Raw genomic sequence first — 14,542 nt, forward strand, 5'->3', positions numbered from 1 at the left:
CACCTTGAGCAGCAGCTTTCTTGGCTTTGGCTCTTGCGAGAGCTGCAGCAACAGCTGCTTTCTTCGCCTCTTTTTCATCGGTTTGTGACGTTGTTGCATCCGTCACAGTGCCTGTATCTGCTTGTGCTTGTTGTTTAGCTAGGCGACGGGCTTTACGCTGCTCCATGAGCTCATGGTTATCCGGTAAGATTTCGCCTTTCTCAGATACGATAGTTTTTGTTTCTTTATTTGCGGCTGAACCCGCTTGTTTTGCTTTCAGGCGTTCTAATGCCGCTTTAACTGGGTCTTCACCTTTTTGTTTTGCAAGTTCTTCACGGCGAGCTTCTGCAGCACGTTGTGAACGAGCTTTACGCTCTTGTTCTTCGCGCTCCATACGAGCTTGTTTGGCTTCAAAACGGATTTTAGCTTCTTCTGCTTTTTTCGCTTTTTCTTTAATTTCCCAAATTTTAGCTTTTTCTTGTCGGAAATATTGAATAAGCGGAATATGGCTTGGGCAAACATAAGCACACACGCCACATTCAATACAATCTTTTAAGCTGTATTCTTCAGATTTTTGATGATCTTCACTGCGAGCATACCAATAAAGTTGCTGTGGCATTAAATTAACAGGGCAAGCGTCAGAACAAGCAGAGCAGCGGATGCAAGATTGCTCTGGTTCCGGCTCACCATATTCAAAATGATCGGGTGCTAATAAACAGTTAATTAATTTGGTGACTGGTGCGTTGAGATCAGAAAGTTGCAATCCCATCATTGGTCCGCCTGCAAAAACAGGGAAGCGTTCGTCATATTGATAGCCAACTTGCGCTAATAAGTGATCAACCGGTGTGCCTAAGCGAACCCAGTAGTTGCCTTTCTCTGAAATTTTATCACCCGTAAGCGTAACGACACGCTCAATTAAAGGCTCATCATTAATGACCGCTCTTTTTATCGCAAAAGCCGTGCCGACATTATGCATTAATACGCCAATATCGTAAGAACGTCCGCCACTTGGCACTTCCATGCCGGTAAGCAAATAAATCAGCTGTTTGGCTGCACCGGATGGATATTTAGTTGGAATAACGCGCAATTCAATGTCATTTGCACCATGTAGTGATTGTTGAATAGCTTGAATCGCTTCAGGTTTATTGTCTTCAACTGCAATTACCACTTTTTCAGGGCGTAAGATATAACGTAAGATGCGAATCCCTTCGATCATTTCATCGGTGTAATCGCGCATTAAGCGGTCATCACAGGTAATATAGGGTTCACATTCTGCGCCGTTAATAATTAAGAGTTTAACTTTCTTTTCAGCCGATTGGATTTTGGCGGCAGTCGGGAATACTGCACCACCTAAACCAGCAACCCCCGCTTGGTAAATACGATCAATAAGTTGTTCGACAGGTTGTGTGAAAAATTCTTCAAGTGGAAATTGCTCACGCCATTTATCCAAACCATCCGCTTGAATATGAATCATGTCCTCTGTTAAACCAGAAGGATGCGGTGCGACGTGTTCTCCGATAAATTTTACCGTACCAGAAGTCGGAGCATGAACAGGCAAGGTTCTTAAGCCATCACCTTGTGTTAGAGGTTGGCCTTTAAGGACATAATCACCTTCTTTAACTAATACATTACCCGCAGAACCAGCATGCTGTTTAATGGGGACATAAAAGTCATGAGCAAGTTCTGATTGCTGAATAGGGGATTGGTTTGATTGAGATTTCATTTCAGGTGGATGAATACCACCTTTAAAATCCCAAATTTTGCCGGAGTTAAATCTTGTTAATACATCAGCCATGTGATTCCGACTCCCCAACCACTAATTTTTTCTCAATTTCTGTGGTATTTACGACTGGAATGACTAATTTAGGATCAAACTTCCAGTCCCAATTATCAATATCTTTTTTCACTTTAATCATGGAAATACAATCTGTCGGACAAGGTGCGACGCAAAGTTCACAGCCAGTACAGAGATCGGGAATAATTGTATGCATGGCTTTGTTTGTACCGATAATGGCATCAACAGGGCAGGCTTGAATACATTTAGTACAGCCAATACACATATTTTCATTAATGAAGGCAACCATTTCTTCTGGTTCCGCCACATCATCCATTGCGGGTACATCAACACCCATGATTTCGGCAATTTTTACCACCGTTGGACGACCACCAGGCACACATTTTGTGATAACGTCACCATTGGCAATTGCTTCGGCATAAGGCTTGCAACCAGGATAGCCGCATTGCCCACATTGGCTTTGCGGTAAGATGGCATCAATTTTTTCGACGATAGGATCGGCTTCAACTTTTAATTTAATCGAAGCAACACCTAAAATCGCACCAAAAATTAAAGCGAGAACGGTTACTGAAATTAAGATAAACATTATTTTTTAGTGTTATTCCAAAATAAGCCGAGAAAAATCACTGTTACAGTAATAAACATCAAGAGATAAATCATTTTACTAACCCGGCGAAGCCCATAAAGGCAAGAGACATTAAACCGGCCGTAATTAACGCAATAGACGAGCCACGAAACGTAATGGGTACATCTGCAGCAACAAGACGTTCACGTAAGGCTGCAAATAAAACTAAAACTAGTGCAAAACCTAAAGAGGCGCCAAAACCATAAATGACGGATTCAGTTAAATTGTGTGCCAAATTGACGTTTAATAATGCCACACCGAGTACCGCGCAGTTTGTGGTAATCAGTGGTAAGAAAATCCCTAATAATCGATAAAGTGATGGGCTTGTTTTATTGATTACCATTTCAGTAAATTGAACTACGAAGGCAATCACTAAAATAAAAACTAAAGTGCGCAAGAATGTGGCGTTTAGCGGCATTAAAATATAATTATCGACTAAATAAGAACACAGTGACGCTACGGTTAATACGAATGTCGTAGCAAGCCCCATACCAATTGCCGTTTCAATCTTTTTGGACACGCCCATAAATGGACAAAGTCCTAAGAATTTGACCAAAACGAAGTTATTGATTAATGCAGTACTGATAACGAGTAGAATATAATGTGTCATTGCGTCTAAATTTATTTTACATAAGTGGCGTATTATCTCTATTTATCGCCTTGAGAACAATAAAAAATTTGGGTTAGTGCGGTCAGTTTTTCCTTTGTTTTTATTTGATCATTGGTTCTACCTGGCTATGTTGGAAATAGCGATATAGCTGAGGTAGCAACTGAGAAATCAAGTTAAGTTGCTGGTATGGCAACGCAAAGACCGAATTGTTTTTGGCTTGGGTTTCATCCCACTGAATTTTTTTAAGGCTTTGTTCAATACTATTTTGGAGCTTTTCAAAAATTTCAGGACGAAGTTTTTCGATATTTTCCAGTGCATATAAAACCTTTTTCGCAACAGGATAAAAGTCTGACAAAAACTCGGTAGTTTGTTGTAATTGCGCCATTTTATTGCGATATGCCCCTAAAGCAGAAATATAGCTCAATAGGGAATAATTCATTTTTAACAAGTCAAAACCTTCCTGCAAATAGGCCTGATATTTCTTCGGCTCATTATTCATATTGGAAAGCGTTGTGCTTAATGCTGCCGCATATTGATGAGCGTTACGGCGTGCAATACGGTATTTTAAATTATCGCTTTTACCAAATTGTAGTTGGCTAATAATGTGTAAGAAATATTGTGCATCACTTTGAATCGCTTGACGGCTCACTTTATCAAGTTGGAGATATTTCCAATCCGGCCATAGATAAGAAACCGCAAACCATGCAATGGCTGAACCTAATACGGTATCAATGAGGCGCGGGAAGAGCGCTGCCTGAGTATCAAATCCCATCACATCGAAGCTGATCAACACTTGCAGCGTAATAAAGAACGTGGAGAAGCTGTAATTATTACTGCGAAAGAAGAAAAACAGCGTACTGGTCACCACCATTAAGCCAAGTTTCATCTCTAATGTTGGATTGAGATATGGTAATAAGGAGCCAATAATCACCCCTAAAATCGTACCAATAATACGCTGGCGTAACCGCACTTTGGTTGCGGAATAGTTTGGTTGACACACAAAGACCGCGGTAAGCAAAATCCAGTAACCCAAATTAAATTGGAAAAATTCAACAATTGCGCAACACAAAAACACCACGATAGACAAACGTACAGCATGGCGGAAAAGTGGTGATTCAAAAGTGAAATTACTTCCAATAACAGAAAGAATATTTTTTAATCCCGTAATTTGTTCGGTATGAATTTGTGCAGTTTGTTCATTTTCAGTAGTTTCTTGCTCAAGCTGACGTAACTGCCAGTTAATGCTTTGCAGGTTATCAATAAGTGTTTGAAGGGCAAGCAACACATTGTTTTGATTGGTATGTTCTTTACTATAAAGCTCAAGGGATTGAATTGTCCCCATTAATGCTTTTTCTACGCGAATATTATAGTGATAAGGCGTATTTTGACGCAGACAAGCCGTAATATCATGGCATGCTTGTGCTTGTAATTCGAGCAAACGCTGAATGCGGAAAATTAAATCTGTATTTTTGAGTTGCTCTGCAATTTGTCGATAATCAAAATGTGTGGAATTCGCACGTTCATGAATGTCTTGCGCTGCAAAATAATAGCGAATCATACGTTGTGTGCGAGCATGTCGATGTTGTCCACGAATGCGATAGAAAAGTGCTGTTCTGGCTTGATTGAAAGCCTCCACCACATTGGTGTTTTTCATCGCAAAATTAAGGTGTTTTTTCTCAACTTCATCAATCTCATCAGGATCAAAAAATTCTGATTTTGCATCTAGATAATTGCCTAAGGCACAAAATGCTTTTGCCACGCTTTCTTGTACTGGGCGGTTTGGAAAAAAGAGATAAACAATGATAGTAACAATACTGTAGAGCAAAGTGCCTAATAAAATCATCACCGGATTGATAAACCAGCTCGCAGAATTATCTGGTATATAAGTGAGGGTGGTATAAATGGCGACCACCAGCGTACCAAACGCAATGGTACGATAACGTTCCCCCACGGCACCAACCATCGTAAATAAAAAGGTGATGATGGTCATCAACAATACATATTGAATCGGTTTACCAATATTGAGTTGAACGATGAAGGTTGAAATAGAAAAGGCAATTAATGTGTAAAAGATATTTTTTAATCGTCCGGTGAGGCGATTATCTAAATCCACTAAACCGCCTGCAATAATGCCCAAAATTAACGGCATGGATTGCGTGGAAATATCAAAAAACCAGACGCCAAACGCTGCAATATTCACTGCAATAAAAATAGGTATTGAAGCGATTACTTTTGCATTAAGCCATTGGTTCATGTTGATATCCTTGCTTATTGTGTGACTAAAAATTGGATGATAAAAAAGTGAGCGGGAAAGCTCACTTCCTTATCAAAGTGCGGTAAAAAAACGCTTATTTTTGTTTTTTCGCCCAGTTTAAGAAACGAGTTTGAGTTTCTTTATCAGCTTGTTGGAACCAGTATTGTAATTGTTGTTCAGCAACGTTTTCACCTTGTACAACGACTTTGCCTTTCGCTGCTTTTCCTGACGCTGCAGGCATCATACCTACTGTCGGTGCTGCTAAAGCTGAAACCGCTGCTGGTGCATTAGATGCATTATACTCAGCAAGATCGTTAACAATATTTGCTGATGGGAATAAACCTTCTTGTTTTAAGGTATCCACTTTAGCATCAATCACATTACCTGATTTTGTTTTAACGGTAATTTGTGGTTGTGCATTAAATTTTTCGCCATCTTCTTGAGAACGAATTTTTTCTGCAGATACCACAACATCATCAGCCGTACCTTTGAAGGTTACAATAATAGGATTAGATTCAAAAAGTCCTTGGCTAGAACCAGTACCCACGATCTCACCTAAACGTACCACAACTTGTTGTGTTTGGTCAGCTTCTGCATTGAATGATTTTTTTTCTTTTAGAAGGGATTTACTGGCTTTTTGGCCGTTGATTGCAAGAAACTCAAGGTTTGATGAAGTGGTTACCGTGCCGGCAAAACTGCTCGCACTGACAGCAAGGGCGACAACACCTAATGCAAACTTACATAATTTCATAATTACTCCTTTTATTTTTTGAATGAAATTAGATGGTTGTAATGCTATGCTAAATTTTAAAAAATGGGAATAGGAAAGTGCGGTTAATTTTTAAAAAGTTTTTGTAATAAAGGAGCAAATCATGGCAAAACGATTTGTTGTATATGGGCGAGTTCAAGGGGTAGGATTTCGCTATTTTACTTGGAAAGAAGCGGAGAGAATTGGTATTAAAGGCACCGTAAGAAATTGTGTAGATGGCAGTGTGGAAATTATTGCCGAAGGCAATGACGATCAATTACAGGATTTTTATAATTGGTTAAAAGTCGGCCCAAGAACTGCAAGCGTTGAACGTGTTTTAGAGGATTATATTGAAAATAAACGCTATCCTGACTTTTCTATTATTCACCGTTAAAACTGACCGCACTTTACAGGGAGAATTGATGCTCGTAGAATACGCCGCTTATTTATAAATAGGAAAAATTATGCGTAATCAAACAAAACTTCATCTTCAACAATTACAACTCGCCATGCAAAAACTTGATTTATGGCAAGCGGTTCCGCCTTCACAAGACGCTTTTTTAAGTGAAGAGCCTTTTGCTATTGATACCATGTCACCAGAAGAATGGTTGCAATGGATTTTCATTCCAAGAATGTTTGCGTTACTTGAAAGTGGCGCAGCGTTACCCTCAAAAATTGCGGTATCGCCTTATTTAGAGGAAGCATTTAAAGAAGCGGAAGAAGATTTCTTAGTTGAATTATTAACACCATTACGTGAATTAGAAGCCTTATTACAAAATCAATAAATGTTAGAGATCTTATATCAAGACGAATATCTTGTCGCCGTTAATAAGCCTGCAGGTATGTTGGTACATCGCAGCTGGCTTGATACTCATGAAACGCAATTTGTGATGCAAACCTTGCGTGATCAAATCGGGCAGCATGTTTTTCCTATTCATCGATTAGATCGCCCTACATCAGGTGTTTTGCTGTTTGCTTTAAATAGTGAAATCGCAAATTTAATGTGTCAGCAATTTGAACAGAAAACGGTGAAAAAATCTTATTTGGCGATTGTGCGAGGGTATTTGCAAGGTAAAGGACAGATTGATTATCCCCTTAAAATCCAATTAGATAAGATTGCGGATAAGTTTGCACAAGAAGATAAAGCACCTCAAGAGGCGGTAACGGATTATGAGGGCTTAAATATTGTGGAAATGCCTTATGCAGTAGGGCGCTATCAAACCACGAGATATTCCTTAGTGAAGCTAATTCCCCAAACAGGCAGAAAACATCAGTTACGACGTCACATGAAACATATCTTTCATCCTATTTTAGGGGATACACAATATGGGGATTTACATCAAAATCGTGCATTGACGGAACATTCAGGCTGTCAGCGTTTATTTTTACATGCAGATACACTTATTTTTGAACATCCTATTCATTCAACAAAAATAGAAATTAAAGCTAATTTAGATGAGCAATGGATGAAAGTGATGGAATTATTTAATTGGTCTATTTAACGAGAAGAAATCATGTTAGATATTAATTTAACCCACGAACAGCAACAAAAAGCAGTAGAGCAAATTCAGGAATTAATGGCACAAGGAATTAGCAGCGGTGAAGCCATTCAAATTGTGGCAAAAGCATTGCGTGAAATTCATCAAAAAGGTGAGAAAGAGGCTTCTGACAGTAAATAAATAAAAATTTTGTGATCAATGTATCATTTTTAAAGTTTCCTTGTTGCATAAAAAAATAAAATGTTTGAATATATTTCCAATTGAGGTGATAAGGCATGAGTCTTATTGTTTTTAAGTATTAAGGGCGAAGCCTATAGAGGTCTACTATGGAAATTGGTGTAGTAAAATGGTTTAATAACGCAAAAGGATTTGGATTTATTTCTGCAGAAGGCGTGGATACAGACATCTTTGCACATTATTCAGCAATTGAAATGGATGGTTACCGTTCATTAAAAGCGGGACAACGCGTGCAATTTGAAGTGATTCACGGCGACAAAGGATCTCACGCCACAAAAATAATTCCGATTGCGGAATAAGCGAAACGCTAAAACGTTTCAAAATCTTCTCTATTTAGCATAATCAAAAGCCAAGGTTTCTGCCTTGGCTTTTTTTTCATCTTATTTATTGAGCAAGTTTTTCAACCCAGCTTTCATTGCCGTCATTTGGCTTTCATATAATGCTTTGCTTTCGCGTTCATCAATCATATAAGTGATGGTTTCAGAAAGTGTCATTTTCATTTTTCTTGAATATTTAGACAAACGAAGCCAAACGCCGTATTCTAAATCAATAGATTTCTTCTTCGTTGTTTGTTTTTCTGCATTAAAAAAGCGTTTACGTCTTGCACGAATAGCCTGATCAAGCTTAATAGGTAAATCAAGAGAAAGGTGATTTTTTATCCATTCCTCGATTTTTTCAGGATAATTCTGACATTCTATTAATTCTTGAACTTTGCTTTCTTCTAAGCTTTTTTCTTCGTAACGGGTAATTTTTTCCCCTTCGCGATGTTTGCGAATGAGATAAATCCATTTCCAGTTTGCTTCTTGGTTTTCTAATTTTTGGTATTTCATCGTTTTATTATACTTTTTAGTGACGTGGTAACCTCATAAATATACGCTGTTTAAATAAATTTTTCCAGTAGATTTTTATAACGGATTTTCACTCAGTGTGAAGTGTGCGATAATACCGCCAATTTAATTAAAGCGAGATATGTCGTGACTTCAACATCTTCGGAACAAGCCTTAAATTGGCAAGCCTTACAACCAGAATTATCGATTACTGAACTTTCAGCTGAAAAGGCTGATTTTTGGTCATTACAAAAACATGCCACAAAAGCGATTTCTTTATTTTTAAAACAGCCACGTCGCTCTCTATTGGTTTTAAAAGCCGATGATCAAGCAGAATATGCAGATTTATTAGCAGAACTTATTCGCCAAGAACAGCCAAAAGAGCGGTCAGTTTTTGGGGTAAATTACGTAGTTGAGCAGGGAGATTCTTTTTCTTTCCCTCGTATTTATACCGAGCAAGCTCAATCTCTCGCTGATAATTTTGCCGCACAAGGTGATGTACTGAAGGCATTACATGCCGATCAATTTAGCCTTTTTGGTAGTGTACGTGTTCATCCAAGTTCGCAAGATATTTTGCTTACGCCAGGTTTAGTGCATCAAGCCAATGGGGGCGTTTTGATTTTAAGCGCAGCAACGATGCTAAGCCAATTTGATTTATGGCAACGCCTAAAACATATTTTACAAACGCAAACTTTTGATTGGTATTCAGCCCATCCATTTAAAACCTTGCCTTGCGATATTCCAAGTTATCCACTTAATTTAAAAGTAGTGATTTTAGGCAACCGTACTGAAATTGCGACCTTAGGTGAGTTAGAAGAAGATCTTTACAGCTTGGCGGATTACGCGGAAATTGAAAGCTATTATTCTGTTGCACAACCTAAAGCACAAGAAAATTGGGCTAATTATGTGTTGGCATTAGCCTCAAAATATGAACTCGATTTAGATTTAACCGCATTAAATAAACTCTATCAGCTATTAGTGCGTGAGAGTGAAGATCGCTTTTTAATTAACATTTCCCCGTTAAAAACAACAGAAATGTTGCTTAATGCCGCGACGTTGTCACAAAAACAAACCTTAAGTGCGGTTGATTTTGAGCAAGCTTTTAAACAAAAGAACGAACAGCATGGTTTCTTACGTGAACGTACTTATGCGGATATTCTCAACGAACAAATTTATGTAGAAACCAACGGCAAAATTGTTGGGCAGATTAATGGCTTGTCTGTGATTGAATATCCAGGTACACCAGTTTGTTTCGGTGAACCTTCTCGCATCAGTTGTTTAGTGCAGTTTGGTGATGGTGAAGTCGTAGATGTGGAACGTAAAAATGAATTGGCAGGCAACCTTCATGGTAAAGGCATGATGATTTCTGAAGCGTGCTTAGCAAGTATCTTAGAGTTGCCATCACAGTTACCATTTTCTGCATCTTTAGTGTTTGAACAATCTTATGGTGAAATTGATGGTGACAGTGCGTCTCTAGCTATTTTCTCCGTATTAGTCAGCGCGTTATCTGATTTGCCGTTGCCACAAAATATTGCGATTACCGGTACCATTGACCAATTTGGTTTGGTGCATGCGGTAGGTGGAGTGAATGATAAAATTGAAGGCTTTTTCACCATTTGCCAACGTCGCGGTTTGACGGGTAAACAAGGGGTGATTATTCCTGCGACGACGATTCAACAACTAAGCTTATCTGATGAAGTGGTTGAAGCGGTGAAAAATGAGCAATTCTTTATTTATCAAGTCGAGGATATTTATCAAACAGCCAAAATCTTATTTGACCGCGATTTATTGGAAGAGAAAGAAGAATATGCGAAGGGCAAAGAGCCTATTGCGCGTCTAATTCAAAATCGGATTGCTTTCCGTTCGGAAACGCCGAAAAAAAGCTGGTTAGATTTCTTTAAATCTTAATTTCTTTAAAGCGAACCTTGTGTTCGCTTTTCTTTTATCTTAATTACACTGACTGATCCGACAAGTTGAGCTAACAAGTGTTCGCTGTTTACATTTCTTATAAATCCTCATAGAATCTTTACTTATTGGTCTTAACCAAGCAAAACTACATATACAAGGAAATAAAAATGGAAAACACCTGTACACCAAACATTAAAAGCAGCTACACCTATGAAGATTTATTAGCTTCTGGTCGTGGTGAATTATTTGGTAAAGAAGGCCCGCAACTTCCAGCACCAACGATGTTGATGATGGATCGCATTGTAAAAATGACCGAAGACGGCGGTGCGTTTGGTAAAGGGTATATTGAAGCAGAATTAGATATTCATCCAGATTTACCGTTTTTCGGCTGCCACTTTATTGGTGACCCAGTTATGCCAGGCTGCTTAGGCTTAGATGCGATGTGGCAATTAGTGGGTTTCTTCCTTGGCTGGGTAGGCGGTAAAGGTAAAGGCCGTGCATTAGGCGTAGGTGAAGTGAAATTTACCGGACAAATCTTACCAACCGCGAAAAAAGTGGTTTATCGCATCAATATGAAACGCGTAATTAACCGCAAGTTAGTGATGGGAATGGCTGATGGTGAGGTGGAAGTAGATGGTCGTGTTATCTACACTGCAACCGATTTAAAAGTTGGCTTATTCCAAGATACATCAAGTTTCTAATTCAAATAAACACAACATCATATAAAAATAATAGCCCGATTCATTCGGGCTTTTCTTTTTCTATTCTTCGTCAATAATATCGACAAATTCGGCATTCAGTAATTTAGCTAAATCTTGAGGCGCTAATTCGACACTTAATCCGCGTTTACCACCTGAAACAAAAATCGTATCAAACTCAAGTGCGGTCGAATTTATCACTGTTTTTACACGTTTCTTTTGACCTAATGGACTAATGCCTCCGACTAAATATCCCGTGCTTTTTTGTGCCGCATCTTTATCGGCCATTTCCACTTTTTTTACACCAATGGATTTTGCCGCTTTCTTTAAACTCAACATATTTGCCGTGGAAAGCACAAAACACGCTAATTTTTTCTGATCACCATTTTCAGCGACTAAAAGTGTTTTAAAGGATTGGTGCGGATCAAGCCCAAGTTTTTCAGCGGCTTCATCGCCAAAATGCGTATTATTAGGGTCATGATCATAGGTATGGAGAGTAAAAGGAATTTTATTTTTCTTTAGTAAATCAATTGCCGGTGTCATCTGATTTCCTTATGTATTTATTAGTCTTTTTTCTGTAGAATGAATCGGTTCAGAACATTTTACAGCGGAGAGAAAAATGGACGCAAGCCTAAATATTGCTATTGCAGCAGAATTTGATCTATGTGAAAAAATTGCCGAGGCACTTGAACAAAGTGAGTTAGATGTAGGCAAGGTTTCAATTGTAGAAATTTATCCTTTTGAAGAAGAGCAAGCGGTGCGTTTTCGCAATAAAGCGGTTGCTCAATTAGCCACTGATGAGATTGAGTGGGATAGCGTTAATTATCTTTTCTTCGCTGGCCAAATTGACCAAGCCCCCTTATTGGCTCAAGCCGCAGAAAGTGGCTGTGTGGTGATTGATTTAAAAGGGATTTGCTCTGCATTGTCTGATGTCCCTGTTGTTGTCCCAACAATCAATGAAGAAAATCTGACTGAGTTAAGACAACGTAACATTGTGAGTTTACCCGATCCGCAAGTGAGTCAATTAGCTTTATCTTTGGCTCCAATTATTCAACAAACAAATTTAACTCAAGTTTTTGCAACCTCACTTTTACCCGCTTCTTATACGGATGGTGAAACCGTGAACAAACTTGCAGGACAAACGGCTCGCTTACTGAATGGTATGCCATTGGAAGAAGGTGAAACCCGTTTTGCCTTTGATGTGTTTCCACAACAAGCGGCTAATTTAAATCTGCAATTACAAAAAATCTTCCCGCAGTTAGACAATGTCATTTTCCATCAAATTCAAGTGCCCGTATTCTATGGAATGGCACAAAAAGTGACCGCACTTTCAGATTATGAATTTGACTTCCAACCACAACAAAGCGAATTAATTGAATTACATGATAGCCTTGTTACCCCTGTGATTAACGGTGAAAACGAAAACGGTGAAGAAAGCGTCAAATTGCATCTTAGCCAACAAAGTGCGGTTGAAAATGGCATTGAATTTTGGACGGTAGCTGATGAGCAACGTTTCAATATTGCCTTGTTAGGTGTGAAGCTACTTGAATCGATTTATCACCAAGGTTATTAATTTAAGTTAAGGGGAAAACAATGCAACAATCTTTACTTGAACGCCTTTTTTCCATTAAAGAAAAGGGCAGTACCACCAAAACCGAAATTATCGCGGGTATCACCACCTTCTTTACCATGGTGTACATCGTGTTTGTGAACCCATCCGTATTAGGTGATGCAGGAATGGATAAGCAAGTTGTTTTCGTGACCACTTGTTTAATCGCCGCGCTCGGTACCATTGCGATGGGATTATTCAGTAATTTACCTATCGCCCTTGCACCCGCCATGGGGTTAAATGCGTTTTTCGCCTATGTAGTCGTTGGCAAGCTTGGTTATTCTTGGGAAGTGGGCATGGGCACCATTTTCTGGGGCTCGATTGGTTTATTTGTTCTCACCTTATTCCAAATCCGTTATTGGTTAATGGCTTCTATTCCGCTTTCATTGCGCGTGGGAATTGGTGCAGGTATCGGCTTTTTTATTGCGTTAATTGGCTTTAAAAATATGGGATTGGTTGTCGCGAATCCTGCAACCTTAGTGGCATTAGGCAATTTACATGATCCTAAAATTCTGCTTGGTGTATTAGGTTTCTTTATTATCGTAGTTTTAGCTGCACGTAATATTTTCTCTGGGGTTTTAATTTCTATTGCGGTAGTAACTGGATTAGCGCTTTTAATTGATGACCAAGTTACCTTCCACGGCATTGTTTCTATGCCACCAAGTTTAGGTACGGTTGTCGGTAAAGTGGATATTGCGGGTGCTTTAGATACGACTTTGCTTGGCATCATTTTCTCTTTCCTTTTAGTCAACCTATTTGACTCATCAGGCACCTTATTAGGTGTAACCGATAAAGCAGGTTTCAGTGATGAGAAAGGTCGTTTCCCAAAAATGAAACAAGCGCTTTATGTGGATAGCGTGAGTGCGGTAGTAGGTTCTTATATCGGAACCTCAGCTATCAGTACCTATATTGAAAGTGGCGCAGGGGTTTCTGTCGGTGGTAGAACAGGTTTAACGGCGGTGACAGTCGGTGTTTTATTCTTACTTACCATTTTCTTTTCACCACTGGCTAGTGTGGTACCAGCTTATGCAACCGCAGGGGCATTAGTCTATGTGGGAATTTTAATGGCATCCAGCCTTATCCGTGTACACTGGGATGATTTAACCGAAGCCACCCCTGCTTTTATCACTGCAGCGATGATGCCATTTACTTATTCAATTACTGAAGGTATTGCATTTGGTTTTATTAGTTATTGCGTCATGAAATCCTGTACAGGTAGAATACGTGAAGTCAATGCCCCTGTGTGGGTGGTGTCTTTATTATTTGTAGCCAAGTTCGTTTGGGTTGGCTAATTTCATAAAGGCGTAAATTATTGCGCCTTCATTTTTATCGCATGCAACAAAGGAGTACAACATGCAAAATATTCTTTTTATCGTCAATGATTCCACATATAGTGGAGAAAAAACCTTCAACGCTGTTCGTTTCGCCATCAATATGAAAGAAGAGCACAGCAAGGATGTGAATATTAAATTATTCTGCTTTTCTGATGCGATTTTATGCGGTATCGCAGGACAAAATCCAAATGAAGGCTTCAATATCCAACAACTTATCGATATTTTAGCGTCACAAGGCGCTGAAATTAAATTATGCACCAGCTGTGTAAAAGCACGTGGTTTATTAGATGCTAAATTAATTGACGGTGTGACCCTTGGTACCTTAGATGATGTATCCGAGTGGACATTATGGGCGGATAAAGTTTTAACGTTCTAAAATAATAAGATAAAGATTAAAGTGCGGTGAAATTTCACCGCAT

17 protein-coding genes are annotated in these 14,542 nt (G+C 39.0%); 10 read left to right on the forward strand and 7 right to left on the reverse strand.

The window, feature by feature from the left end; translation table 11 throughout:
* The 5 genes from rsxC to HMPREF2750_RS02160 form a co-directional block, all read right to left on the reverse strand.
* The coding region (rsxC, locus tag HMPREF2750_RS02140) for an electron transport complex subunit RsxC (protein ID WP_070582397.1) at window positions 1-1,774 on the reverse strand (1,774 nt) is incomplete at its 3' end.
* Complete coding sequence (gene rsxB / locus HMPREF2750_RS02145) at window positions 1,767-2,360, reverse strand: electron transport complex subunit RsxB (RefSeq protein WP_049373468.1); 594 nt, start codon at window positions 2,358-2,360, stop codon at window positions 1,767-1,769. The genes rsxB and rsxC, both read right to left, overlap by 8 nt.
* Before the next feature lie 70 nt (window positions 2,361-2,430).
* Complete coding sequence (gene rsxA / locus HMPREF2750_RS02150) at window positions 2,431-3,009, reverse strand: electron transport complex subunit RsxA (RefSeq protein WP_070582398.1); 579 nt, start codon at window positions 3,007-3,009, stop codon at window positions 2,431-2,433.
* Between the two features lie 100 nt (window positions 3,010-3,109).
* Complete coding sequence (yccS, locus tag HMPREF2750_RS02155; RefSeq protein ID WP_070582399.1) at window positions 3,110-5,263, reverse strand: YccS family putative transporter; 2,154 nt, start codon at window positions 5,261-5,263, stop codon at window positions 3,110-3,112.
* Window positions 5,264-5,357: 94 nt separating this feature from the next.
* Window positions 5,358-6,014, reverse strand: a complete 657-nt coding sequence (locus HMPREF2750_RS02160) for a curli polymerization inhibitor CsgI-related protein (protein WP_070582400.1) — start codon at window positions 6,012-6,014, stop codon at window positions 5,358-5,360.
* Window positions 6,015-6,135: 121 nt separating this feature from the next.
* Between HMPREF2750_RS02160 and HMPREF2750_RS02165 the strand changes: the two genes are divergently transcribed.
* From HMPREF2750_RS02165 to cspD, 5 genes are all read left to right on the forward strand, one after another.
* Entirely contained in the window at window positions 6,136-6,405 is a 270-nt protein-coding gene (locus HMPREF2750_RS02165; RefSeq protein WP_083304577.1) for an acylphosphatase, read from the forward strand.
* A gap of 70 nt (window positions 6,406-6,475) precedes the next feature.
* On the forward strand, window positions 6,476-6,796 hold the full coding sequence (locus tag HMPREF2750_RS02170; protein WP_070582402.1) for a YqcC family protein: 321 nt from the start codon (window positions 6,476-6,478) through the stop codon (window positions 6,794-6,796).
* Entirely contained in the window at window positions 6,797-7,513 is a 717-nt protein-coding gene (gene truC, locus HMPREF2750_RS02175; RefSeq protein ID WP_070582403.1) for a tRNA pseudouridine(65) synthase TruC, read from the forward strand. It abuts the gene before it with no gap.
* 12 nt (window positions 7,514-7,525) lie between these two features.
* Window positions 7,526-7,690 carry a YoaH family protein gene (locus HMPREF2750_RS02180; RefSeq protein ID WP_065243253.1) on the forward strand — a complete coding sequence of 55 codons (165 nt, stop codon included), beginning with the start codon at window positions 7,526-7,528 and terminating at the stop codon, window positions 7,688-7,690.
* A gap of 146 nt (window positions 7,691-7,836) precedes the next feature.
* On the forward strand, window positions 7,837-8,046 hold the full coding sequence (gene cspD / locus HMPREF2750_RS02185; RefSeq protein ID WP_005696050.1) for a cold shock domain-containing protein CspD: 210 nt from the start codon (window positions 7,837-7,839) through the stop codon (window positions 8,044-8,046).
* An 81-nt stretch (window positions 8,047-8,127) separates the two neighbouring features.
* Here cspD and matP read toward each other — a convergent pair whose 3' ends face one another.
* The gene (matP, locus tag HMPREF2750_RS02190; RefSeq protein ID WP_070582404.1) at window positions 8,128-8,577 is read right to left on the reverse strand and encodes a macrodomain Ter protein MatP; all 450 of its coding nucleotides are present in this window, start codon (window positions 8,575-8,577) and stop codon (window positions 8,128-8,130) included.
* A 102-nt stretch (window positions 8,578-8,679) separates the two neighbouring features.
* Here matP and HMPREF2750_RS02195 point away from each other — a divergent pair, with 102 nt between their 5' ends.
* Both HMPREF2750_RS02195 and fabA read left to right on the forward strand, forming a co-directional pair.
* Window positions 8,680-10,482, forward strand: coding sequence for an AAA family ATPase (locus tag HMPREF2750_RS02195; protein ID WP_070582405.1), 1,803 nt, complete (start codon window positions 8,680-8,682; stop codon window positions 10,480-10,482).
* Window positions 10,483-10,649: 167 nt separating this feature from the next.
* Window positions 10,650-11,183 carry a bifunctional 3-hydroxydecanoyl-ACP dehydratase/trans-2-decenoyl-ACP isomerase gene (gene fabA, locus HMPREF2750_RS02200; protein WP_005698958.1) on the forward strand — a complete coding sequence of 178 codons (534 nt, stop codon included), beginning with the start codon at window positions 10,650-10,652 and terminating at the stop codon, window positions 11,181-11,183.
* 60 nt (window positions 11,184-11,243) lie between these two features.
* On the opposite strand, the gene ybaK is transcribed toward fabA, so the two are convergent.
* Window positions 11,244-11,723 carry a Cys-tRNA(Pro) deacylase gene (ybaK, locus tag HMPREF2750_RS02205; RefSeq protein WP_005696054.1) on the reverse strand — a complete coding sequence of 160 codons (480 nt, stop codon included), beginning with the start codon at window positions 11,721-11,723 and terminating at the stop codon, window positions 11,244-11,246.
* A 76-nt stretch (window positions 11,724-11,799) separates the two neighbouring features.
* Here ybaK and HMPREF2750_RS02210 point away from each other — a divergent pair, with 76 nt between their 5' ends.
* The 3 genes from HMPREF2750_RS02210 to HMPREF2750_RS02220 all read left to right on the forward strand — a co-directional run bounded on the left by HMPREF2750_RS02210 (window position 11,800) and on the right by HMPREF2750_RS02220 (window position 14,499).
* Window positions 11,800-12,753 (forward strand): oxidoreductase, encoded by a 954-nt coding sequence (locus HMPREF2750_RS02210; RefSeq protein WP_070582406.1) that lies wholly within the window; start codon window positions 11,800-11,802, stop codon window positions 12,751-12,753.
* Window positions 12,754-12,773: 20 nt separating this feature from the next.
* The gene (locus HMPREF2750_RS02215; protein ID WP_070582407.1) at window positions 12,774-14,081 is read left to right on the forward strand and encodes an NCS2 family permease; all 1,308 of its coding nucleotides are present in this window, start codon (window positions 12,774-12,776) and stop codon (window positions 14,079-14,081) included.
* 61 nt (window positions 14,082-14,142) lie between these two features.
* Entirely contained in the window at window positions 14,143-14,499 is a 357-nt protein-coding gene (locus HMPREF2750_RS02220) for a DsrE/DsrF/TusD sulfur relay family protein (RefSeq protein ID WP_049358073.1), read from the forward strand.
* Window positions 14,500-14,542: the final 43 nt, after the last annotated feature.

Source organism: Haemophilus sp. HMSC066D02 (assembly GCF_001810545.1).
In the GTDB taxonomy this organism is placed as follows: domain Bacteria; phylum Pseudomonadota; class Gammaproteobacteria; order Enterobacterales; family Pasteurellaceae; genus Haemophilus_D.

What these genes read in the sequence shown, in the direction of transcription:
- rsxB (WP_049373468.1), bottom strand. Translation starts at nt 2,360, where the DNA reads ATGTTTATCTTAATTTCAGTAACCGTTCTCGCTTTAATTTTTGGTGCG.
- rsxA (WP_070582398.1), bottom strand. Translation starts at nt 3,009, where the DNA reads ATGACACATTATATTCTACTCGTTATCAGTACTGCATTAATCAATAAC.
- yccS (WP_070582399.1), bottom strand. Translation starts at nt 5,263, where the DNA reads ATGAACCAATGGCTTAATGCAAAAGTAATCGCTTCAATACCTATTTTT.
- HMPREF2750_RS02160 (WP_070582400.1), bottom strand. Translation starts at nt 6,014, where the DNA reads ATGAAATTATGTAAGTTTGCATTAGGTGTTGTCGCCCTTGCTGTCAGT.
- HMPREF2750_RS02165 (WP_083304577.1), top strand. Translation starts at nt 6,136, where the DNA reads ATGGCAAAACGATTTGTTGTATATGGGCGAGTTCAAGGGGTAGGATTT.
- HMPREF2750_RS02170 (WP_070582402.1), top strand. Translation starts at nt 6,476, where the DNA reads ATGCGTAATCAAACAAAACTTCATCTTCAACAATTACAACTCGCCATG.
- truC (WP_070582403.1), top strand. Translation starts at nt 6,797, where the DNA reads ATGTTAGAGATCTTATATCAAGACGAATATCTTGTCGCCGTTAATAAG.
- HMPREF2750_RS02180 (WP_065243253.1), top strand. Translation starts at nt 7,526, where the DNA reads ATGTTAGATATTAATTTAACCCACGAACAGCAACAAAAAGCAGTAGAG.
- cspD (WP_005696050.1), top strand. Translation starts at nt 7,837, where the DNA reads ATGGAAATTGGTGTAGTAAAATGGTTTAATAACGCAAAAGGATTTGGA.
- matP (WP_070582404.1), bottom strand. Translation starts at nt 8,577, where the DNA reads ATGAAATACCAAAAATTAGAAAACCAAGAAGCAAACTGGAAATGGATT.
- fabA (WP_005698958.1), top strand. Translation starts at nt 10,650, where the DNA reads ATGGAAAACACCTGTACACCAAACATTAAAAGCAGCTACACCTATGAA.
- ybaK (WP_005696054.1), bottom strand. Translation starts at nt 11,723, where the DNA reads ATGACACCGGCAATTGATTTACTAAAGAAAAATAAAATTCCTTTTACT.
- HMPREF2750_RS02210 (WP_070582406.1), top strand. Translation starts at nt 11,800, where the DNA reads ATGGACGCAAGCCTAAATATTGCTATTGCAGCAGAATTTGATCTATGT.
- HMPREF2750_RS02215 (WP_070582407.1), top strand. Translation starts at nt 12,774, where the DNA reads ATGCAACAATCTTTACTTGAACGCCTTTTTTCCATTAAAGAAAAGGGC.
- HMPREF2750_RS02220 (WP_049358073.1), top strand. Translation starts at nt 14,143, where the DNA reads ATGCAAAATATTCTTTTTATCGTCAATGATTCCACATATAGTGGAGAA.